18 protein-coding genes are annotated in these 21,640 nt (G+C 47.0%); 9 read left to right on the top strand and 9 right to left on the bottom strand.

Annotation, left to right across the window (positions count from 1 at the left end; all coding sequences use genetic code 11):
• Positions 1 to 12 precede the first annotated feature (12 nt).
• Positions 13 to 2,412 (bottom strand): adenylate/guanylate cyclase domain-containing protein, encoded by a 2,400-nt coding sequence (locus B9N89_RS07520; protein WP_132316516.1) that lies wholly within the window; start codon positions 2,410 to 2,412, stop codon positions 13 to 15.
• Positions 2,413 to 2,824: 412 nt separating this feature from the next.
• On the opposite strand from B9N89_RS07520, the gene B9N89_RS07525 reads away from it, so the two are divergent.
• Positions 2,825 to 3,214 carry a hypothetical protein gene (locus B9N89_RS07525; RefSeq protein WP_132316514.1) on the top strand — a complete coding sequence of 130 codons (390 nt, stop codon included), beginning with the start codon at positions 2,825 to 2,827 and terminating at the stop codon, positions 3,212 to 3,214.
• Positions 3,215 to 3,346: 132 nt separating this feature from the next.
• Positions 3,347 to 3,610, top strand: a complete 264-nt coding sequence (locus B9N89_RS07530) for a DUF2087 domain-containing protein (RefSeq protein ID WP_132316512.1) — start codon at positions 3,347 to 3,349, stop codon at positions 3,608 to 3,610.
• Here the strand turns inward: B9N89_RS07530 and B9N89_RS07535 are convergent.
• From B9N89_RS07535 to B9N89_RS07545, 3 genes are all read right to left on the bottom strand, one after another.
• Positions 3,607 to 5,085 carry a D-lactate dehydrogenase family protein gene (locus tag B9N89_RS07535; RefSeq protein WP_132316510.1) on the bottom strand — a complete coding sequence of 493 codons (1,479 nt, stop codon included), beginning with the start codon at positions 5,083 to 5,085 and terminating at the stop codon, positions 3,607 to 3,609. The two genes, B9N89_RS07530 and B9N89_RS07535, sit on opposite strands and share 4 nt — an antisense overlap.
• A gap of 94 nt (positions 5,086 to 5,179) precedes the next feature.
• Complete coding sequence (locus B9N89_RS07540) at positions 5,180 to 6,130, bottom strand: trypsin-like serine peptidase (RefSeq protein ID WP_132316508.1); 951 nt, start codon at positions 6,128 to 6,130, stop codon at positions 5,180 to 5,182.
• A gap of 333 nt (positions 6,131 to 6,463) precedes the next feature.
• Positions 6,464 to 7,195 carry a hypothetical protein gene (locus tag B9N89_RS07545; protein ID WP_132316506.1) on the bottom strand — a complete coding sequence of 244 codons (732 nt, stop codon included), beginning with the start codon at positions 7,193 to 7,195 and terminating at the stop codon, positions 6,464 to 6,466.
• A gap of 359 nt (positions 7,196 to 7,554) precedes the next feature.
• On the opposite strand from B9N89_RS07545, the gene B9N89_RS07550 reads away from it, so the two are divergent.
• Positions 7,555 to 9,363, top strand: coding sequence for a serine hydrolase domain-containing protein (locus B9N89_RS07550; RefSeq protein WP_132316504.1), 1,809 nt, complete (start codon positions 7,555 to 7,557; stop codon positions 9,361 to 9,363).
• Positions 9,364 to 9,396: 33 nt separating this feature from the next.
• Here B9N89_RS07550 and B9N89_RS07555 read toward each other — a convergent pair whose 3' ends face one another.
• A complete protein-coding gene (locus tag B9N89_RS07555; RefSeq protein ID WP_132316502.1) occupies positions 9,397 to 9,735 on the bottom strand; it encodes a TFIIB-type zinc ribbon-containing protein in 339 nt (112 codons plus the stop codon).
• A 13-nt stretch (positions 9,736 to 9,748) separates the two neighbouring features.
• Entirely contained in the window at positions 9,749 to 10,228 is a 480-nt protein-coding gene (locus B9N89_RS07560; RefSeq protein WP_132316500.1) for a CBS domain-containing protein, read from the bottom strand.
• A 443-nt stretch (positions 10,229 to 10,671) separates the two neighbouring features.
• Here B9N89_RS07560 and B9N89_RS07565 point away from each other — a divergent pair, with 443 nt between their 5' ends.
• Both B9N89_RS07565 and B9N89_RS07570 read left to right on the top strand, forming a co-directional pair.
• Positions 10,672 to 13,056 (top strand): hypothetical protein, encoded by a 2,385-nt coding sequence (locus B9N89_RS07565; protein ID WP_143478139.1) that lies wholly within the window; start codon positions 10,672 to 10,674, stop codon positions 13,054 to 13,056.
• Between the two features lie 69 nt (positions 13,057 to 13,125).
• The gene (locus B9N89_RS07570; protein ID WP_132316496.1) at positions 13,126 to 13,503 is read left to right on the top strand and encodes a hypothetical protein; all 378 of its coding nucleotides are present in this window, start codon (positions 13,126 to 13,128) and stop codon (positions 13,501 to 13,503) included.
• On the opposite strand, the gene B9N89_RS07575 is transcribed toward B9N89_RS07570, so the two are convergent.
• The gene (locus B9N89_RS07575; RefSeq protein WP_132316494.1) at positions 13,500 to 13,946 is read right to left on the bottom strand and encodes a hypothetical protein; all 447 of its coding nucleotides are present in this window, start codon (positions 13,944 to 13,946) and stop codon (positions 13,500 to 13,502) included. The two genes, B9N89_RS07570 and B9N89_RS07575, sit on opposite strands and share 4 nt — an antisense overlap.
• A 103-nt stretch (positions 13,947 to 14,049) precedes the next feature.
• On the opposite strand from B9N89_RS07575, the gene B9N89_RS07580 reads away from it, so the two are divergent.
• The 3 genes from B9N89_RS07580 (at position 14,050) to B9N89_RS07590 (ending at position 18,341) form a co-directional block, all read left to right on the top strand.
• Entirely contained in the window at positions 14,050 to 14,880 is an 831-nt protein-coding gene (locus tag B9N89_RS07580; RefSeq protein ID WP_132316492.1) for a LysR family transcriptional regulator, read from the top strand.
• 227 nt (positions 14,881 to 15,107) lie between these two features.
• Positions 15,108 to 16,685, top strand: coding sequence for a hypothetical protein (locus B9N89_RS07585; protein ID WP_132316490.1), 1,578 nt, complete (start codon positions 15,108 to 15,110; stop codon positions 16,683 to 16,685).
• Positions 16,686 to 16,814: 129 nt separating this feature from the next.
• Complete coding sequence (locus B9N89_RS07590; RefSeq protein WP_132316488.1) at positions 16,815 to 18,341, top strand: S10 family peptidase; 1,527 nt, start codon at positions 16,815 to 16,817, stop codon at positions 18,339 to 18,341.
• A gap of 23 nt (positions 18,342 to 18,364) precedes the next feature.
• Here B9N89_RS07590 and B9N89_RS07595 read toward each other — a convergent pair whose 3' ends face one another.
• Together B9N89_RS07595 and B9N89_RS07600 are read right to left on the bottom strand one after the other, a co-directional pair.
• Positions 18,365 to 19,372 (bottom strand): PilZ domain-containing protein, encoded by a 1,008-nt coding sequence (locus B9N89_RS07595; protein WP_327354584.1) that lies wholly within the window; start codon positions 19,370 to 19,372, stop codon positions 18,365 to 18,367.
• A gap of 125 nt (positions 19,373 to 19,497) precedes the next feature.
• Complete coding sequence (locus B9N89_RS07600) at positions 19,498 to 20,514, bottom strand: Crp/Fnr family transcriptional regulator (protein WP_132316484.1); 1,017 nt, start codon at positions 20,512 to 20,514, stop codon at positions 19,498 to 19,500.
• Between the two features lie 412 nt (positions 20,515 to 20,926).
• On the opposite strand from B9N89_RS07600, the gene B9N89_RS07605 reads away from it, so the two are divergent.
• Entirely contained in the window at positions 20,927 to 21,511 is a 585-nt protein-coding gene (locus B9N89_RS07605) for a glutathione S-transferase family protein (RefSeq protein WP_159455222.1), read from the top strand.
• Positions 21,512 to 21,640 lie beyond the last annotated feature (129 nt).

Genomic DNA, 21,640 nt, shown 5'->3' on the forward strand with positions numbered 1-21,640 from the left:
GGCGCTAGCCTACTATATAGCTTCATCAAGGTTGCTGTTGATCAAGGTAGGTGCCGTTATATAATAGACTGCCTGGACATCTGGAAACGATCGGACTTGCAAACCCAGCTCATGTAGATCGATCTGCCTAGCCCTGGGATCTTGTAGCTGCTCCTGGGCTTCGACTGAAATCAAGACTCCATTGGCACCAATCAGCTGCCGAACTTGTGGATCTTTAGTTAGCTCTTCCATACGAGCGGTTTGGTTTACGTTTGGCCCAACCACAGTATAGTCGATGCAGTTGTCCGATGAGAGGTTGCCGACAATGGCTTGGCCATAGTGAATAGCGATTCCGAAGTTTAGCGGTTGCCCATTGCGATCGGCGTTACGGCGACTGGTTTCGCGAACGAGTATGCTCGCCAATTCAACCATCTGTGCGACAGAATTCTGCTCTTGGTCCTCAATGAAAATAAAGAGGCAATCTCCAATAACTTTTACCTGACCGACCTTCTGAGCTTCATTGACCGTGGTTTCATAGTAACCTTTGACTAGCTTGGCGATCTCCAGGGAATCCATTTTTTGAAATAGCCCTGAGTAGCCCCGTATATCAGCTTGTAGAATGCTGGCTTGAATGGGATGGGGAGTGAGCAAGTCTTGAAGCTTTGAGTCTAGGTCTGCTCCCTCCTTAAATCGACTGGTGATGCTTTGGGTTAGAAATTTGCTAAGAATATCTTCTTTCAGGGAGTGGAATACGAGACTCATTTGATGGGCTTGCTTTTGAGCTTCAATCTCGACCCGCCGCCACTGTTTTTCTAGCTCTTGCAAGCTACTTGTGATGAGTTCGGTTGCAGCATATTGCTGCCAAGCTGGTATCTGTAGCTGAAACCTTATCTCTCCAAGCTCGGGAAAGGATCGATCGATACGAATCGTGAGGATAAACGAGAATCGTTGGCGATGAAGTTCAACAAAATCTCGGTTTGGTAGCAATTCTTTGCTCGTCATGGGGGCTAGTTTCGTTATCTTTTCAGAGGCTAGGGCTTCATGGAGGTCTTTGTTCTTGCTTTGAATCTCGAACCCATCGACTTGGCCTAAGTTATTTAGATACGCAAGCCATGACCCCCTGAGGTCTTGCCAGGATCGTACATCGTTCCAGGTTTCATGAAGTTTATGACGGCTCTGATTGATGAGTTTAAAGCGAACAAATCGAAGGTATAAGACTAGGGAAGCTAGGAACGCTGCACTGACAAGAAGATAGAAAATGCTATGGATTGGAACGATGACCGTCTGATTATAGATCATTTGCAAGGCACTCCAGGCTAATAAGCCGCCAAGGCCACAAAGCGACGTGAAGAGGGCTATGGGAAGATTGCCAAGAAGTGCAGTGATAAATAGCAGCAAGGACAAGCCTAGAGGAAGAATGCCAGTTCTCGATTGTAGCTCAATAGGCTCGCGGAAGAGAATTCGGCCAGATAGGAAATTGTCTAGGAAACGGGCTGTCAAATGGTGCTCGGGAATGATCCGATCCTCTGTAGCCGCAGACCAAGAGCCGGGGCCTTGGAATCGCCTCATTTTATGACTGGCAAGGAGAACGACTTTGCCTTCCAAGGACGAAATCTGGCCTTGGAGCACGGAATTTAGGCCAACAATCGGAATCTGAGCCTTGGCGAAGTATTCCTTGGTTGTGACTGCTGGTTCTGATAGGCAATTCTTGCGTGCCACATGAAAGGCATTTTCACTTTGCCATCGCTTGCTGCTCAGGCCAAAGCTAGTTTTAAAGTCGGATTGACTCAGATGAGAGAGAAGCCATAGTATCGAACCAGGAAGTACGATACCGCCTTCTAATCCTACAGTGTGAGTGTAGAAGGGCGCGCAGTAGATACTTGATTCCGTTCCATAGCGAGGTGGGAGCCCAAAAGCTTTCTGCGCTTTCACATACTGGGGACTTTCAGTAAATTTCAGGGGCAAGGCTTCGATAGGTGCATCGTTGTTAGACAAGACGAGGCTTTGTCTCAAGAGGGGGTAGAGGGATTCGGGAATATCGCCATCGCTGCCAATATCCAAGCCACTGCCTATATAGCGATCGTAGTTACGAATCATTTGTTCGAGAATTTCGTCGTGGGGGTCAGATGTGTCCTGTAGCTGGAGAAGGGAAAGGATCCAAGGACGACCGTTCAGTGCCAAGCGACTGAGTGCCTGTGCCAAGACTCTTCTAGGTAGGGGCCAGCCAAACTCTTGCTCTGTTTGCTCATTGATCTCAACAATCACAACTGGTGATGGTCTTAACTTCTCGTGGCGATATGATAGAGTTAGGCTGTAGATCTGCTCGATGGCATCTTCATACCAGGCTGTAGGGATGATGGGATATGAGCCTTGAAAGACGATGGCTGGTAGGATGCATGCTAATGTCAGTAGTCTGTAGAATGGGTACTTCATAGCTGCCTAGGTAACGGACTGAACTTCTTGATCGACCCTTGCCTTTCGGACAAAATCTGATGCCGGAACTGGGACATTTTTGCCTATATATGGCTATCATACAATCATCCCTGGGCAATTTTAGGAAGTTAAGATCAGCGCCAAAAACGAAGTATTAAGGGGAGCAAAACCAATGATACTCCGCTACGCCTAAAAAATACCCGTCACGCTACGATTTGTTCGATCTCCTCGCTTTTTTAACCAAGCCTCGTCTCATTGGTTTTGCTCCCCTTAATATCTTGTGATCGGAGGCATCTTACTTGTAACATAGCATCGCTAAGGTCCGTAGTCTTAGATGAGAGGCAAGACCTTGCCTCGGGGATCAGTTAAGATAGAGGTATCCCTTTGAACCAGTAAGCCCTAGGAGGATTCGATGAAACTTGTAGCACTGGCACTTGGCGTTCTGCTCTCAGCCTGTCAGGGTGATTTTGAGCTTAAAAATCCCTATACATATAAAAAGGCCGAGCCTACATATTTTGAGCCTTACGTTAATGCCAAGGACAAGGAAACAGCATCCCTAGTCAACCCCGCGTATCCTATTACCATCCAGCTGTACGACAACCAAACCTTTCGCTATGAACTCGATGTTTTGGGTGAAGGTAAGGGAGAATGGGCCTTTGAAGATGGGTACCTTCGCTTATATGCAGAACGTGATCTTTTTGTGATGAATATGTTTTTGCATCAGGCAGACGGTCTTACAGAACCGGTTCTTGAGTTTCGCGATCGTTTTGGTCCAAACTTTTTAGAAATGGAACGCAAGTAGGGTTGTCCGCCAATGGCCATCAGTGGCCCAAATTGGGTCGCCTAGTATAGTTGATTTACCGTGATCGCCGATAATATTGGCGATTTTTTTGGTTCCTACCTTGCAAAAGGATCAATTTAAGGAGGTTCCAATATGAAAATTGACGTTTTATTAAATAGGCTGTGGGACGATGAAAAGCGACTCCAGCGCTGGCCGAGAAAGCAAAAGCAGCAGTTCGTTTGCCTGGAATACGTGATCGATAAAGTTCCTAAAGCAAAGCAGTACACGGAGAAAGAAATCAACCGATTGATCAAGGCCTGGATCACCTTTGAGGACTATGTGCGCGTCAGGCGACAGCTTGTAGACTTTGGGTTCCTAGGACGAACCAAAGACGGCTCATCCTATTGGCGTCTCTAAGAGTAGACAGTGTTGCTTAACTCGGGGCCCCGCTTGCCGGACTCGTATTCCTTGATATTAGCTAGGGTGACCTCGGTAATCTTGTCTAGGGCCTCTTCGGTCATAAAGGCTTGATGACTGGTGATCAAAACATTGTTGAACGTTAAGAGTCTGGCAAGCACATCGTCGGAAATACCTTCGGTGGATTTATCCTGGAAGAAGTACTCAGCTTCTTCTTCATAAACGTCCAGAGCAGCGCCGCCGATTTTCTTACTTTTTAAACCTTGAATCAACGCCACGGTATCGATCAAGCCACCACGGCTTGTGTTTACAATGTAGACGCCCTCTTTCATGGTACGGATGGCATCTCCATCAATCAGATGCTTCGTTTCAGGGGTCAACGGAGCGTGTAAGCTAATAATGTCGGAAGATCTTAGAAGCTCTGCAAGGCTAAGGTATTGAACGTTGTCCAAAGCCTCCAGCTCTGGGTCGGGGTACTTGTCAAAGGCTAGCACCCTGGCTCCAAAGCCAAGCATCTGCTGCACGAAAATACGACCTATTTTACCGGTACCAATTACACCAACTGTTTTGCCATGGAGATCGAAACCCACTAGCTCGTCCAACTTGAAGTTACCTTCTCGGACTCGGTTGTAGGCCCTGTGAAGACGACGGTTAAGGCAGAGAAGCATAGCGGTACCATGCTCAGCGACGGCATAAGGCGAATAAGCCGGAACTCGCACGACATCAAGCCCATAGCGTTGGCATGCTTTGAGATCCACGTGATTGAAACCCGCACATCGCAGTGCGATCAGACCAACGCCACAGTCTTGTAAGATTTTGGCGGCATCGTCGTCGATGGTGTCATTTACGAAGGAGCACACCACTTCATGACCAGATGCTACGGGAGCCGTCTTGGCAGAAAGGCGAGCCTCGACAAACGTGAATTCGAACTGTTCTCCACCTGCGGTGATGAACGGCTTCTTCATGTAGGGCTGACTATCGAAGAACGCCACTCGTGTTTTTTGGCTAACTTGAGGAGGCCTTTGATCGACGATGATTTGGTTTTTGCTCCGAATTTTTTGGCCCATATGGGAAAGCAGGGCTTGCAAAAGGGAGTCACTATCTCTTCTAGGGTTGTAGAGGTAGGACCTCAGCTCTACAAAGGGAATGCTCCTCACCGCCACCGAACTTCTTGCAACGGCACTTGCAGAGCGGCTCGCTCCTGTTACAAAACTGGTTAAACCTAGGAACTGACCCGTTTTAAGATAGCGAATTGATGTATTGGTACCATCTGTGTTGCGGCGCATGGTCTCTACCTGGCCGGAGAGTAGAATCATCAGTCTCGGGTCGTCCTGACCCTCTTCAAATATCGTTTGATTGGTTTCAAAGCGCAGTTCCTCGCTTTGATCGACAATGAATTGGATCACTGAGTCTGGCAAGGCACTCATCTCGGGAAACCTTGCTACCGCAGTTTTTAGCCTATCGACTTCGCTCATGTTTGCTCCCGTATTAACGACATCGCCTCCTCCATAGCAAGACTGGGCGATTGTCGCAACCGGAAGAACCCCGATGAACTCAGGTGATCACCAGTTAAGGGCTAAGTTGAAGGGTGACGGAATCTGACTTTCCCGCGTAGTCTGACTCGAAGGTGATGAGGATTGGTGTAACGAGTTCATAGGTTTTGCTACCTTGGCCTGTTAGGGTGTACTGGATTAAGTTTCCATCCTGGACTTTAACGAAGTCGTAGCCATCCTCAACCCTGAAATTTATACTGAACCTGGCAGTATCTAGCTCATTGCTAGGGATATGGTAGAGAAGTCGGCTCATATTGTTGCCAAACGGGCCCCACGTCTTGCTTTCACGGCGTTGATTTTTAAACGCTAGCCATTGACTCTGGTCTGCAAAAGCTAGAGGCAGAAGGCTGCCGTAATTATATCTTTGGCTGCGATTACCATTGTGAACTCCAACGACTTTGTGATCGGATGCCCTAAGAACCGGGCTACCGCTGTGACCAGGAAGGGTTGAGCATGTATGAGTGAAGCTGTTCGTGGATTCCACGGTGCGGTGGCAATTCTCCGAAACGTGGAGTTCCTCACCTTTCGGAAACCCATAGATCACCACGTCACTGGACTCCGTGTCGGCAAGAAAGTGGTCGGTTTCTGCAATCTCAAAGTAATCTTGTGGGGCAGGGTCCACTTCAAAGACGGCTATGTCTCGCTGATTTTCGAATTCAAGAGCCATGACCTGCACACACTGACTTATGCTTCCATCGTGCCATGCAACCTGGTGAGGGAGGCAAGGATCACCAGCTTTGGCTTGAGGTGCTAGGCAGTGAGCTGCGGTGGCGACTAGACCGGAACCAATATGGAATACAGTGCACTGACCATCGAGCGTTCCTATAGCACCGCTGATTGGTAAATCATGATCTTGCCAGGGACGGAGCTGGCCAGTACCAAGCTCGGCATTGAGTTGGCTTGTGTTGTCTTGTCCGCAAGAGATTACAAACAATAAGGTACTTGATACTAGCATCGTGAATTTCAATCTAAACCTCCCATGTTCTGAACTTACCCTTAAGTTAGGGGATAACTGGCTGACCAGTCAATGACTAGTTCCAAATGATTTAACTCGGGTGATTTCGCAACATTCTCCAACGAGCCACGAAGCTTCGGTTCGTGTTCTTGCAGAGCGAAGTTATTTCAGTATCTTATTTTAAAGTTAGTGACTGACTTGGTAGAGGCGATGGTTCAACTGCCTGAAAATCCGTCATCGCCTTTGAGGGTTCTTGAGTGTGATTGCGTAGTGTAAATGTAGGAGGGTGAATTCGCCCACTGCTTCAAATGAAGCAATGAGCGAAGATCGTCCTGAACCTACCGCTTACATGGCAGGAATGTCTAGAAAGCGGTTGAGTGAGTTGCCATCTAAAACGCGAACATGAAGTAGTCCTTCACCAAAGAACGGCTGCGCAAGACCCTTAGTCACTTGGTATGAGCGATCAGCTGGTTGCTCATCACAGCGCGCATCATCAACAATTTCTGTGATCGGTTGCACGACCATCACATCAGCTGGATCATTGAACACCCGTACTTCCTTCATAATCATACAGCCAATAAACAAGTGGGGGAAGGTTCCCTGCAACTTGAGAGCTTGCTTGCCGGTATCGTAGTCCACATCGATAAAGGCGTTTGCAACCGGAGCGTATAGAAAATCATCCGGTGATTCTGTGGTCCGCTCTTTAACAGCAAATGTTTCCGTTACCGTTGGGTCATCACCGAAGCTGACTTTATATTCTCCTTTCTCTAATACCCCTGTTTTCACCGTTTGGATGTATGGTGTAATACTCTGGATACAGTAGGTGTCGGGGTAAAACAACACATCGGCATCAACTTGGATCGACTTGTCTTTGCTATTGACCTTAGCCTTTGCATCACCAGTGTGATAGCAAGTACTGGGTAGCTTGCCATGGATAACAACTTCGGTGTTGTCGTTGTTATCGAACCCGTTCGGGATGAAAAACTTTGTGATCGGAGCTTGTTCACGAATCGGGCCGCCTGCAGCGAGTAAAGAGCTAGCAACAAACAAAGAGCCTAGAGTTAATGTGCGTATCATGGTTTGGTCTCCCTAAAAGATGTTTTAGAACTCTGCCTTTGATGAAGCAAAGCCTATACCAAGTCTAGATAAAAAAATGAGGGCTTGCGGCTCAAGGCTTTCACGGGAAAGTTTTTTTACTTATATAAACATACCAGCACGCATTTGGTATCGAATCGCTAGCTATGACGAAGCTATGGTGTGAGAAGAAGCAATAGTAAGGCTTTCTACGGAGGGCTCAGTGTGAATTGGAACATTGAACCTTTGTGTACTGTTTGAATGTCACAGAGTAAACCTGCAGCCAATCTGATCTTGTTTATCCTAACTAAATCTGTAATCATTTTTTTCATCGCAAATAATTTACTTTTTTTGGAGCTAGCATGAGCTATTGTCGCTTCCTAGGGTTGCTTTGTCTTTTTTTGGTGAGTGGGCCTCTTTCGGCTCAGCTTGAAATCAATCGCGACGGGATTCAAGCGGAGTTAGAGGAATATAATTTCTTCAGTCAGGCGCCGGGAACGGTCCTATCTATTTGTCTAATGGATGAGTGTCAGGAGTTTTCAGCGGGGGTGAAAGATCCAGCAGGGGATGAATCTATCGCGATAGATAGCTTGTTTCGCATTGGTAGTCTCACCAAGACCATGGTCGCTGTGCTAACCTTGCAATTGCTTGAAGATGGAGTGATTGCCCTGAACGACCCACTTAGTATGCATTTGCCACAGTTTGGCGGCTGGGGAGAGGTTACCATCCGGCAGTTGATGCAGATGCGTTCCGGGGTTCCCGCCTATCTTTTCCGGCCTGAAGCGCTTTTCAGTGTGCTCGGAGATGTATTTAAGCATAAGAAAGTTGTCTATGATCCAAATCAACTACTTAATGATATTAAAGGGCGAGAGCTTGACTTCACACCAGGTACTGCCAGTGCCTACAACAACACAAACTACGTGCTCCTCGGTCTCATCCTGGAAAAATATCGAGGCCAAAAGCTCGAAACGATTCTAGCTGAAGGAATTGCCGAGCCCCTTGGGCTTAAAAATACTTATTTGGATATGTCCACGGAAGATGACCCCCAGCTAACACGAGGGTTTTTGCAAAGTCACTTCTCAGGATTACCAAGTTGGCTAAATTTGTTGCTACCTAAAGAACTGCGTCGTGGTTGGGATACAATTGATATTACCAATGGCTTTCCAGCTAGCCGTGCCTGGGCAGCAGGAGGTGTGGTTTCATCACCGAGAGAGATGAATACGTTCATTCGAGGGCTTATGAATGGCAAGTTGATCAGTGATCATAGCTTGGCACAAATGATTGCCGTTCGTGAAGGAAATATTTTGGGCAATCCAGTTCAGTATGGCCTTGGGATCATGAAAGAACAAACGCCCTATGGCGATTTCTATGGCCATGGTGGTGTAGGGGTTGGCTATCAAAACATGACTTACTATTCTCCGGAACATGATTTGGGAGTCGTTGTTACCCAGAATGTAGGCCCCGCAGCCACCGGATCTATTTTTGTAAGCCTGATCACCAAGATCTTCGAAGGCAAGGCAGTTAAGCCTTTCGATGCGCGACGGAATGAAATTCCAGATTGGTTCTGGAATGGTCTGCATCTGAAGGTCAAGGGCAATATCAATCCGATGGCTAGCGAAGATGATGATTCAGAGAATAAAGATAAGTCACTTTTTGGGCCAACTGTAGGCTACGCCTATGACAAAAGGCGTTTCGTACCGGGGCAATCATTTAATAACTTCTCTAGCACCTACGTGAAGGCTGACGATCAGGACTATATTCAACTAACGGCCTTCAGCCAAACTGCTGTCGGAGGATTCCTGAGTCCTGAAAGCCTCTCATTCCCAGTGACGATGATTTATCTAAAACGCGATCGTTTGATCTCTTATGAAGACGAAAACAAAAAAGTTGTCATCGAAAAAGATCTAGATCTGTCTTCGACTCCCGTGTTTGTTTTTGTAGGAGAGGTTCGATTTGATCAATCCAGCGGCTCTGTTTATACTTGCGCAAGCCGTTTGCTAGATACAGGCCGCGAAATGGCGTTTCAATTTTCGGGGAACTTTGAAGAAAGTTACGGGACAGGAGAATCAATAAAGATGCTAGGTAACTTCCCGTTGCGCAATGTCTCTTGGCTTTGGGATCAAGATCTTCTTAGCCTTTTTGGCTTAAATAGATGCCCAATTTTTGGCTAAAGAAGATCTCTCTCGGGTACGCTTGCCCATGAACTACATCGCTTCCGTGGCAAGGTCTTTGGAAAGATATGTTCTTAAGCGAGCCAAGAAGCCTTCTGGCTTCTTGGCCGTGAGTATAAGGTCGAGTTCACCTTTGTCAAGGTAGACTCCTAGGCAGCTCTCACACTGGTCAATCATAACTCCAGCTAGTTCGCGTTCTTCCAGCTGACAGCCACATTTTGGACACTTCATCCAGTGCAGCTTTTGCTCTGAAAGATGTTCCTTGTTTTTCCGCACCTCGTCCAGGTATTCCCGTTGCTTACGGATTAAGTCCCTATTTAGAAGGAAAAAGTACTCTTCTTCCGTTTGAGTATGAGGCTTTCTAAGTTCCATGGCTCACTCCCTTCTAGCCCACGATAAATCGATGGTTGACCAGTTGATGAAGATCCTTCTTCTGAACACGATTGAGTAGATGGCTATCCTCTGCTTTGATCAGCTTTAAAATTTTGTCGAGGACTACCCGTCGACGAACCACTCCCACTAAATAACCTTGAGCATCCAGAACGGGTAAGAGACGGTATTTGGTGTCCATGAAAATCCTAGCTAGTTCGAAGATCTCTACATCTTCACCAACGCAGTAAGGGTGATTGCGCATGAGGTCTTTTACGGTCATGTTAGGTTGGTCGAAGTACACTTGATTGGAGCAAAAGTTAAGAAGGTCAGCCTCAGATAAAAAGCCTACAAGCTTCAATCGAGGTCCTTGATCCACGACTACTGGAACACTAGACAAGCCTTTTTGAATTAGGTATTCACCAGCTTTCTCCACGTCTAGGTCAGGATTTATGTAGGTAATGTTTTTCGTCATGATCTCTTTAGATGTAAGCATTCCCTTTCCTCCTTCGGGTTGGTCATAGTTCTTTCAGCAAGGTCTATTCCAATCCCTCAATCCCCTGAAAATACGTAAAAAAATTAAATCTAGTGGCATATGGAGCCTAAGGCTGTGCCATTCCAGACAGCCCGTTGGGCAATAAGCCGCTGCTTTAAGTTCACTTGTCTTTTGCCAAATCTGACTTTTACGGCAGTTTCTCAAAAGTTCGCAAATAGCGACTTAAGGCCTCTCATTTTTCTACATGGTTTTATTCGTTATTCCGAATATTTATCAGAAGAGTTCATGCTGCGAATTGTGGAGACTAAAAAATCATGGCTAAAGGCTGCTATCTAAGGCTACGAACTCACACCTTATTTATCCAATCATCAAGTCTCGCTCACGTAGTACCCTGAGGCTAGTCGATAGGGCCAGCATGGCAAGAACTGGAAAGGTAATCAAACATGTTGCGTTTGACGGAAATGAATAAGTTTGTAGGCTTCATATTAGTACTAGCGCTCAGCTCGTGTACTAAGTCCGGCGGTGGTGATAGTGCCGATGAAGTTGCGATAGTCGACGATCAGCCTAAATTAGTTATGGATGAAGCGGCAGCAGGGGATGAAGCCGGCGAAATCATTTCGACTGCAGAAAATCGTAACAACCTCGATGGAGAAGTTCTGATTCAGGATCAGACCTTAGCACTGACCATCGGTCTCGACCCCAACGCAGAGGAACTTTCTAAGCAGCCGGAGAATGCCAAGGTTACTTACTACGACCTAGAAAGTCTGAACGGGGTTGAGCTAGGAGAGACAGAGACTGATTTGGATGGTGAGGCATCGATTACCCTCGATCTACCTAAGTACTATGTAATCCGTGTCGAGTACCAGGATTTTGGAACAGTGAAGGCTTTGGTCGCTCCAGAGATGATTGAAGGCTCTCAACAGGGCGATGAGATGGATATCCGTCTGAATCGCAAAACTACAATTACCACCGATATTTTTGAAGAGTTACTCAAGGATTCAGCGATGCTGGCGAAGGCTCATAGCCTTGAAATTCCCTATGACACTCTACAGAAAGCTGCCGATGGCTTGTACGGAAAGGTTAGCAAGACAATTGCCAAGAGCCAAAAAGGCGATTACTTTAGGAGCGAAGACTACCAACAAGTGCTGTCAAGTTACAGCCAGTTTTTAATAAAAAGTCTCTTTAGTTTGAATGACTATGATGAGAGTTTTGCCAACGACAGAATTCAGGAGGCTCTAGCTGAACTTTCAATGACTTCTCCAACTGTGGATTTGAGCTTCGAGCTGAAGGACGAAGAGCCAACTAGCTGTATTATTAAGCAAGAGGTTTGCGTTAAGAGACCCACGAGAGTTGGCGAGTTCCGCGATAATTATCAGGGCGCTGGCTCGGATTATGACCGATGTCTCCGGCGAGCCCACGAGTATCATCGTTGGTGTGGAAATAGTGCCGATGATGTCACCACCGCAGAATTCAAGCAGAACGGGGACACCCTTGTGACTATGAGCTCCGCCTCGCCCTTTTCTGGTTGCTTTATCAAGCAAGACCAATGTCAAAGAGATCCCAAGCGGGTAGGGCAGTTTATCGATAATCACAAGCAAGCATCCAGCGATGTGGATCGCTGTATGATGCGGGCCCACGATATGCATAAGTGGTGTAAGAACAGCTCTGACAGTATTACTTTAGCGTCCTTCTATCACAAAGGAGTCCTGCAAAAGCAAATCGATTCTCGGATGCCATACACTGGTTGCTTTATTCAACTCGATATCTGTCAGAAAAAGCCTGAAAGAGTTGGCTACTTCATCGATAATCATCAAAACGCCAGTACTGACGTGGACCGCTGTATGATGCGAGCCCACGATTTTCATCGGTGGTGTCGAAATGATTTCGATGATCGGACGGTGGCATCCTTTTATGACAAGGGCAATCTTGTCCAGGAGTTGGATTCTCAGACTGCTTACACGGGTTGCTTTATTGAACAGGACACTTGCTTTGCCCACCCCGAGAAAGAAGGTCTATTCATTGATAATCATAAGACAGCTCACACTGACCAGGATCAGTGTTTAGCGCGAGCCCACTTCTATCATGCCTGGTGTAAGAATGGAGCAGATGGGGTCACGACATCGTCGTTCTATGACAAAGGGAAAATTTTAGCACAGAGTAGTTCTCAAGTACCTTATACCGGTTGCTTCATTCAGCAGGATACTTGTACCAAGCATCCAGAGCGAGTTGGACTATTCGTCGACAACTATCAGAATGCGAGTTCGGATCCAGATCGCTGTATGATGCGAGCCCACGACTTCCATCGCTGGTGCAAGAATGATAAAGAATCGGTAACCATCGCTTCGTTTTTTGATAGGGGGACTCTGATCAAAAGAAACGATTCTGAAACGCCGTACACCGGCTGTTTCGTTAAGCTTGATGTTTGCCAAAAGAGACCAGAGCGAGAGGGTTTGATCTATGATAACCATCAAAATGCCTCTCACGACCAGGATCGATGCTTGATGAGGGCCCATGACTATCACCGCTGGTGCGGTAACAAGACTGATCAGATCGTGAGTGCATCGTTCTATGAAAAAGGCAGCGTTCTAGCGACTATCAACTCAGATATCCCATACACGGGTTGCTTTATCCGGCAGGATCAATGTCAGCGTAATCCAGATCGTGTCGGTTTGTTCAGCGATAACTATAAAAATTCGTCTTTCGATCAGACTCGATGTATGGAACGAGCATCTGACTTCCACAACTGGTGTCGAAATAGCGATGGTGAGGCAAGCGCAGCTGAGTTCTACCAGGCAGGTACTTTGATTCAAAAAACGGTGGTGAATTAAGGCTTAATTATTCTAAACAGAAGACGTTGTTGAGACATAGTTTTAAGTAGTATATTAATCTGGGTTCCTATGATCAAGAAAGATCACTCAATGTACATGAACTTCAACGATGATGGTAGAGGTTTAGATATCGTCTCTATCGCCGAGATCGCAAAAATCAGGGGTATTTTCAAGCCAGAGGTTCACACTAGCGAAGATTCTATAGCTGACTTGATCTTCGAATCAGGTTTTACCACTACAGAAGCGGTTTCTGAAATATCTGGCCGGGGTGTTGGAATGGACGCTGTGCGAAAATACTTGGAGAGTATCGATGGCTATATTAAAATCAAATTAGATCCAAATGATGATCGTACGGAAGAAGGATATCGGAAATTTCATTTTGAAACTATGATATCAATACCCTTCTTTATAGAAAATCGGCCCTTAACAATCGTGCAAGCTTCTTAGTCTGCAATTGCACACGGTTCAGAAGCTACAACAAGGGTTTGACTAGAGCCTGGTAGCTTACTGATAGCCCGGCCGTCTTTACTCTTCACATTAACGATAATCCCGTAGGCATGATACTCGCCAATGATGTCTGTAAGGTCGAAAACCAGAGTCCCACTGGACTGATCGGGCAATACTCTTTGGCCCTCAGTGTAGACTAAAATATTCTCCCTCAGCTCCCTTGAGATCCCTCCAAAGCCACCGGCAGCTAAAAAGCGAATACCACACTGTTGGGAAAGCTCGCCAGGATAGTGAATGAAGATATCAAGGCTGGTTTCTTCACCATCGACGATCGCTGCACTATCGAGTCCACTGAGGTGTACCATCTTGGTATCACTAGCCTGGCTCGTAAGGCTGCTTAAACTAGCTAGGGCAATGAGAGATGAAGTAATAAGTTTTCGCATATGAAGTCCTTTTCTTATGAGTTTTTTTCACTACTCTATTTCTAACTCATTTGGTTTATGCTATCTACCCTATGTTGTTGATATTTGATATAGGGTGGAACCTATGAAAATGAGCTTTCAAGATCTAAGCAACTTTCTAGCGATTGCGGATAGCCCTAGCATCAGTCATGCAGCTAACCTACTCGGTGTTAGACAACCTAGCCTCTCCGAGTCTCTTAAAAAAATAGAGTCAGCTGCTGGGGTCGCTCTTTTTTACCGTTCTCGAACTGGGATCAAGCTGACCCCAGCAGGGCGAGACTTTCGAGCTAGGGCTCGCACAGTGATGGACCAACTTGGGGAGTTGAGCCAAGTTTTCGCCGGTCAAAAGCCAATGGTTGGCCATAGCTTGATCATAGGTTGCCATCCATCTGTTGGGCAGTTTACTTTGCCTAAAGCTTTTCAGATTTTGGAACAGGAGCTACCTAAGCTTAAAATTGATCTGATTCATGGCTCCTCCCGTGATATTCAAACTAAAATTCAAAAGGGAGAGATCGATTGTGGTGTGGTGATCAATCCGGTGCCGGTGCCTGATCTGGTGATCGTGCCACTTTGTGAAGATGTTGTCAGCGTATGGTCTGTTGATGAGCCTTCAGAGCGTATCATTTGCGATCCTCAGCTCATTCAAACTCAATCGATTCTTAGACAATGGCGGGACGCTCCGGAGCAGATAGTTCCGACAAACTCCCTCGAATTGATTGTTAAGCTCGTAAGCGCAGGTCTAGGCTATGGTGTCATTCCACAAAAAGTTGTTGAGACTTGGGGGGCGGGCTTGCATCGGCATAGTGAATTGCCAGTGTATACGGATCGAGTTTGCTTGGTCCATCGCCCCGAGTTTGCTCGGCATCAGGTGGAACGGTTGGTAGCAGATGCGCTGAAATCAGCCTTGATGGGCTGAAGACCCTTTTGCTAGAGGGTCTGGCGGCATATGAAATATCGATAAATCTACTTCAGGTAAGAATTCCTATATAGCTCAATAATTCCTGGCGTTCCAAGTTCCACAACTCAATCCTCTGGGCAAATAAGTACGTGATTATCCTTTCTTAGAAAGCTTGTTTTAAGTCGGGACCAAGGGAGTCCGAATTTCTCCTAGTTAGATAAAGAATCTCCTAGGAGCTTTGAATTATGACGAGCAAGACACTTGAGAATCTACTGATATCTTCAGCAATCTGCTGCGGAGGGCTACTCTTGGGGAGCTGTGGGGAGTCTGACAGCGATGATGAAGTAGCAGCAACCGATCCAAGTACGCCGGGCGTTGTGGTGAGTGACTCTGATACTGTTTCATTGAGCGGTAAATTGGCTATTGGATCCGGGCTTAGGCTTGCTGCTGATGGTTCTGGGCTCCTTGCGGTGAATATGTCCGGAGGCACACCGATCGGCGATCCAGCGGATATCGAGGTAGCTGCAGACGGTTCCTTTAGCTACTCTGCATCGAAGATTAACGACCAGGTCGATGAAATCAATGCAGAACTTGCCAAGGACGAATCCGAGTGGGACTGGGACACCTTAGCTGTGTTAGCGTCGGACTTGTTCGGTGAGAGTCTCACAGGTGAGGAGCTGCAAAGCTATGGGGCAGATGATGTTCGCACCTACATGGAGCAGTTTGCGAGCCAGCTTGAGACCCTGGGTACCACAACCTTATTGATCGCCTACGATCCCTCAGATGACGTCACCGCCGAGGCGGAATCATTCAGGTTTATTGGTCTCCCAACATCGAGTGGTAAGAATCTAATTGCCCTAGCTAATCAGTCGATGGTGGGTAATCTAAGCTTGGGCGACATCTCCGATGGCGATGATGGGGAGAGTACAGCCGAGCTGGAAGCAGAGACTGGATTCGATTTGAGCGAAAGTGTCATCGATACCCTGGCCGAATCAGGAAAGGCTCTTAAAGACTTCAAGAATCGCTATATGAATGATGATTGGAGTATAGAAACATTTTGGGCTTGGCGTGGTGAAAAAGCGGATGCCATCGATCAATACAACACTCCTTCGGAGCTAAGTTACAGCGGAGTCGGCTTCTATATTGGCTCACAAACTGACACCCCCTTCGTCTATGACGAGCTTTGTAGTACTAAACTTGGCTCTCTGGTATTTACACCCCCATCCTCGGTGCAAGTAAAGGCTGGGGATGACTCCATTAGCACCTATACGACCTTTTCAAACGCCGACGCAACGCAGAGCACTCAAGGGGATAATCGAATTTGCAGCGGTGGAAGCTTCTATGGCCGCGAAGATGGAACCAATGACTTCATGATTAACTTTGGCACTGGTGGAGGAATTCAGGGTGATTTACCTTCAGGGCTATGGCGCATGACTTGGGACGGTACCGAGGTTGCCCGATTCGATGTCGCGCTCACAAAGCCGTTTGATAGTGATGGCAATCCCACCGTCTTCATCCCGAGTGCTAAGTTTGTGACAAGTAATAGTCAAATTAATTCAGTAACGATCAAGTTTTATATTTGGAATGGCACGGAGCTGAGCGAGTTGACCGATATCACGGCATTCCAAAGGCTGGTATCACAGGTTAACGCTAGTATCACGAAAGAAGATACCAATGGCGAGGTCCGCGGTACAGCGACGTTTGCTGATGGGGCAACCGAGGCCACGTTAACTTTCGATGAGGCTGTAGCGACGAGCAACGCTGCTTACATGTCTGTGTCCTACACAATTGGTACTGCCAATTACCGAACTGAATATCGCTAACAGATAGAGCCGTTTTGAAAGCGGCTCTATCGCCAGAACGCTCTCAAATCCTAGATAACCTTGAGACTCCCCCAAAAATGAGCTAAGACTGAATGATTTGTCAAAAATATCATTTGTTGGAGTCTTATTATGATTAAGGTAGCGATTCTAGGCCTGCTCATCGCTGGTGGGGCTATCGCCGAGACTAAAAAGGATAGCTCAGAAAAGGAAAAGGAAATTCCCAAACCCCTCTTGGCCAAGACGGAGCATGAGGGGCGGTTTGGCAAGGTGCGTATGAAGTATAGGGCTAAAGCAGGGGAAACCTACCTCTACGATCGGGAAGGAAAGCCCAAAGCCAGTATCTTTAGCACAGCCTACACTGCGCTAGATATTGACGATCCTGCCAAGAGGCCTGTGACATTTATTTTCAACGGTGGGCCAGGGTCCTCGTCTGTTTGGCTTCATATGGGGGTGATGGGGCCCATGGTTACTCGGGTTCCAAGTGACGGGGCTGGTGCTGGAGCTGCGCCCTACAAGGTGGAGTCTAACCCTTGGAGCCTCTTAGTGGCATCAGATCTTGTGTTTATCGACCCTGTGGGAACTGGCTATAGCCGAGCCCTGGGTAAATATGAAGATAAGCAGTTTTGGGGAGTTCGGGAAGATGCAGAGGTCATTGGGGAGTTTATCCGTTCCTACATCAGTAGCGAGAAACGCTGGAATTCGCCGAAATACCTGGCTGGGGAAAGCTACGGCACAGTTCGTGCGGCGGCCTTAGTTAGGGAATTGCAGGAAGGGTGGGAGGGCATTGCTCTAAACGGCGTGATGCTGATCTCTGCGATTCTGGACTTTCAAGCAGGGCGATTCCAGAAGGGCAATGATACCCCTTTTGTTACGTTTCTGCCCACCTATGCAGCTACTGCTTGGTATCATAAGAAAGTTCCAGAACATGATCGACCCCTGGAAGAATTCCTTGCCGATGTAAGGGACTTCGCCAGCACAGACTATGTGGTAGCTTTATTTAAGGGAAATAATTTGTCAGTAGCGGATCGACAAAAAGTTTTAGATCAGCTCCATCGGTTTACTGGTTTAGACAAAGCCTATCTCGAACAAACCAACCTCAGAATTCACGCATTTCGCTTTATGAAAGAGTTGCTCAGAGATCAGGGTAAGACTATTGGGCGCTTTGATAGCCGCTACCTTGGGAAAGACTACGATGCAGCGGGGGAGTTTTTTGATTATGATGCTTCTGCCTATGGCATCACGGGTGCCTACGTTGCTAGTATCAATCATTACTTGGGACACACCCTACAACTAAAAACCGACCGCAAGTACCTGATCCTTAATGGCGAAGTGGGCAGTAGCTGGAACTGGGGCCAAGCCAAAGGTCAAAAAACTGCCACTGGGTACCTAAACTTAACTCCAACTCTGGCGACAGGAATGATTCAAAACCCGGATTTCAGAATATTTGTGGCCAATGGCTATTATGATCTAGCAACTCCATTTCACTCGACAGAATATACATTGGCTCACCATGGCATCGACCCGAAGCGCGTGACAATGCAATACTATGAGGCCGGACACATGATGTACGTTCATCAACCTTCTTTGGAAGCGCTCGGCAGGGATTTAATGGAATTCGTTAGCTCTCACAAGAAAACAGGTAGAGTTGCTCACTGAGGGCCAAACTGATATTGAGTTCTTTACAGGAACTCGATATCATCATCTTCGGGCGGCTCTTCATTGCTGGCGATAGTGAGAAGTCGAAGAAACTCGCTGGCCTTCTCATACTCATCAATTTGAAGCATGACACAGCATAAGATCTCACTGCTTTGATCATCACCATCGAAAATTTTCCAAACCATGCCATGATCGGCACAGCCGAGGCTCTTGCATGTCGCTTGATCGACTTTCTCTGTGCACGGCATTCGAACCCGAAAGTTTTCGCAGGTGGCTTGATCGACGCTTTGGTGGGATAGCAACCAACGTTTTATGCTTCCAGCGATGATGTTGGTCTTTTCTCTCATATAATCATGGATTTTCGAATCGGGAGCATCGTCTCCTAGCCTTGCGAACGAGCGAGCCGAATCCAGGTTGTAATTTATGTAAAAGCGGGTTGTGAGAATTTGGGACGAGAGTCCGATAAACGATGTCCATTGGTTCTGTGAAAGTTCAACCCAAGCCTTCTCCTTGCCGAGCCGCTCCGATGACGACCGTTGGAAAGCCTGGCTCGAAAGAACTTTGATCTGCTGTAAGAATTCGTCCGTGTGTCCGACCTCCAAAGTGGAGTCCTGACGATCGAAATCTTCGTGGTGGTGGATGTAGTGGGTCAGGCCCTTCTTGAGGTCTGTGATGACCTCAGCGCCTAAATAGAGGCCGGTGTCTCGAAGAGAGAAATGTCGGATCTCAAGCGAGACATCGATGATCTCGCTACCCACTTCGCAGCGGAGGATGACTAGACCCTCCTCTTCGGGGGACATCAATTCTGGCGCCACGAGAATTCCGGCACCTCGTTCGCTCACGTTTAAGAGCCTTGCAGGTACGGACCGTCCTTTCAGAATAATCTGCATATCCTTATCAACAGGATAACGGACGAATTGTCGTTTTTCATGCGTTGCAAGTTGAATGGCTTTGCCCTCCCTTAATATTCCCGCTCGGTGGGATGAGGGTGGCCTTGAATATTTCCTCGTAAATATTATAGTTCCTTGAATTTATTATGGAAATATGATTTTTTTGCAATTTATTTCCGTCCTTCCTTCCTATGAAAACGCGATTTCCAGGGGAAAAATATGATAAATCAGGCAGATAGTAGTGATTTTGAGTTAGGCCATTTCATTTAGCTAGCATTCTGCGATCTGCCGACGGTACTCGGATGGGTCCGTAGCTTTTGATAGGCTACTATATGAGCTATAGACCGCCCCAGCTTGTGGGGGATAAGCTGTATAGACGAATCATAGAGTTCGAGAAGCTGTAAATCTCCTAGGTCATCGAGGGAGCTAATCTCAAACTTTACGCCCGCCTTACGCTCTAGGTGAGCAGTAAGCTCATCATAGCTTAGAGTGATGCTTTTCTTAGTGTCGTAGCCCATGTTTCGGGCATAGACCACAATCGCGCGGGCAGTCCGAATGGTTTTATCACGAAAATGATGCTGGGCACGTTTCTTAGTCAGGCCAAGCTTTGCATCTTCAATGAAGCGGGCCATGTCTATTATAGAAACCATGACATTGTAGGGAATGATATGTCGATCTTTATCGGGATCTTTCTCTAGCTTCAGCAGACCAGCATCTTGAAGCACTTTGATGATGGCATGAATTCGTTCCTCACTGAGTGATAGGCAATCCATGAGTTCATCTTGAATCTCATCAAGAGCTACATAACTTGAACCATCGATGTCTTGCTTATGATACTTGGCGAGGGTTGAGAGGGTACCGCAAAGGGTCTGTGCCTGGAACGTGAGGTCAATCTGTTCTAGGCGTGCTGACTCTAGCTGCTCTTGCTGACGAATCATAAAATCGAGTAGGTCAGTCAACCGTATTGAGAATTCTTTGATGATGATTTCTATCCACGGAGGCACGTCTTTAAGGGTTTTTTTAACGCTGTCGGCAGGAATCTTGCGAACGGTAACATGACCAACAGCCTTGGCAGAAGCTGTCCGCGGCCTTCGATTAAGGCAGGTTAAAAGGCCAATGACCTCTCCGGGGTGCATATAACTGAGAGTTAGATGGATGGTATCTTTCTCCCGGTAGATCTCAACTTGCCCCTCTTCGATGACAAATAAGTCACCACCCGGATCGCCGTGGGAAAAGAGAACCTGCCCGTCCTTGAATTGCAGTAATTCCTTAGTTTCTACCATACCAACCTCGCGTCCGTTGTTCGTACTCTGGGAGCTGTCGACGTTTGGAGCACAAGCATCTGGTATGCCTTGATAAACGTAATCCGTCGTTGCTCACCGTCAACATATTCCCGATATGCCTCGTCCTCTCTCCTAGCCTTGTCTTCATCCAGTCAGACCAGCTAAGTCTGTTCTAAACGCCAACAGCTCCTATTATAACCTGATTTTTCGTTGGGCTTGCTAGAGTTGATCTCAAAACTGCCAATCTGGTAACCATTCTCTGCTGATGCTGAAGTTTTGGGCTGCCCCCCGGTACAGTATGGCAAGTATACTTGGGGTTCTGTGAGGGCGAGGGCAGGGATAAAGATGTGCTTGCCCCTCATTCAATGGCGTGCGAGTCTTGTGAGGCTTGAATCACAAAGAGGAGACGATTGTGAAGTTATTTTATTCCAGTGCCTCACCTTATGCGCGCAAAGTTAGGGTACTGATCCGAGAATTCGAAGTGTCTGTGACTGAAAAAAAGATCAACACCAGTGACAATGATCCTGACTTCATCAAGAGTAACCCTCTTGGAAAAGTTCCAGCAATGACCTTGGAAGATAATACGATAATTTTCGATAGCGGCTTGATTGGCTACTATCTTGACGAAAAATATAACGATCGCCATTGGCAAGCAAAGACTTGGGATCACAAGCAGCTTGAAGCCTCCATCCAAGGCATCCTCGATCAGTCTGTTACGATGATCATTGAAAAGCGCAGGCCAGAAGAGATTGTCTATGACTACTGGATTGAGCGATACAAGCACGCAATTCCAAGAGGGTTGGCGTGGATTTGGCAGCGCTATGAGAGCTACCTCAGCGAGGGAATGAGCCTGGCTAGTGTGAGCCTTGTCTGTGCGCTTGAGTACCTGGACTTCCGACATCCAGAAATTCAATGGCGTAAGGATTTGCCAGATTTGGAAGCATGGTTGAATCATTGGAAGGGTCGGCAATCATTTTTGGAAACGAGGCCGGAATAGGGAACTCTCTTTTACCAAGGGTAACGTTGCTGATTTGCCAATAGCTATTAAATGATAGCTATACCGACGCTTTACATCAGAAGACTAAAGGAAGGTGATTCCCAATCCGAAGCCTCGCCCATCAAAACG

Source organism: Pseudobacteriovorax antillogorgiicola (assembly GCF_900177345.1).
GTDB lineage: Bacteria > Bdellovibrionota_B > Oligoflexia > Oligoflexales > Oligoflexaceae > Pseudobacteriovorax > Pseudobacteriovorax antillogorgiicola.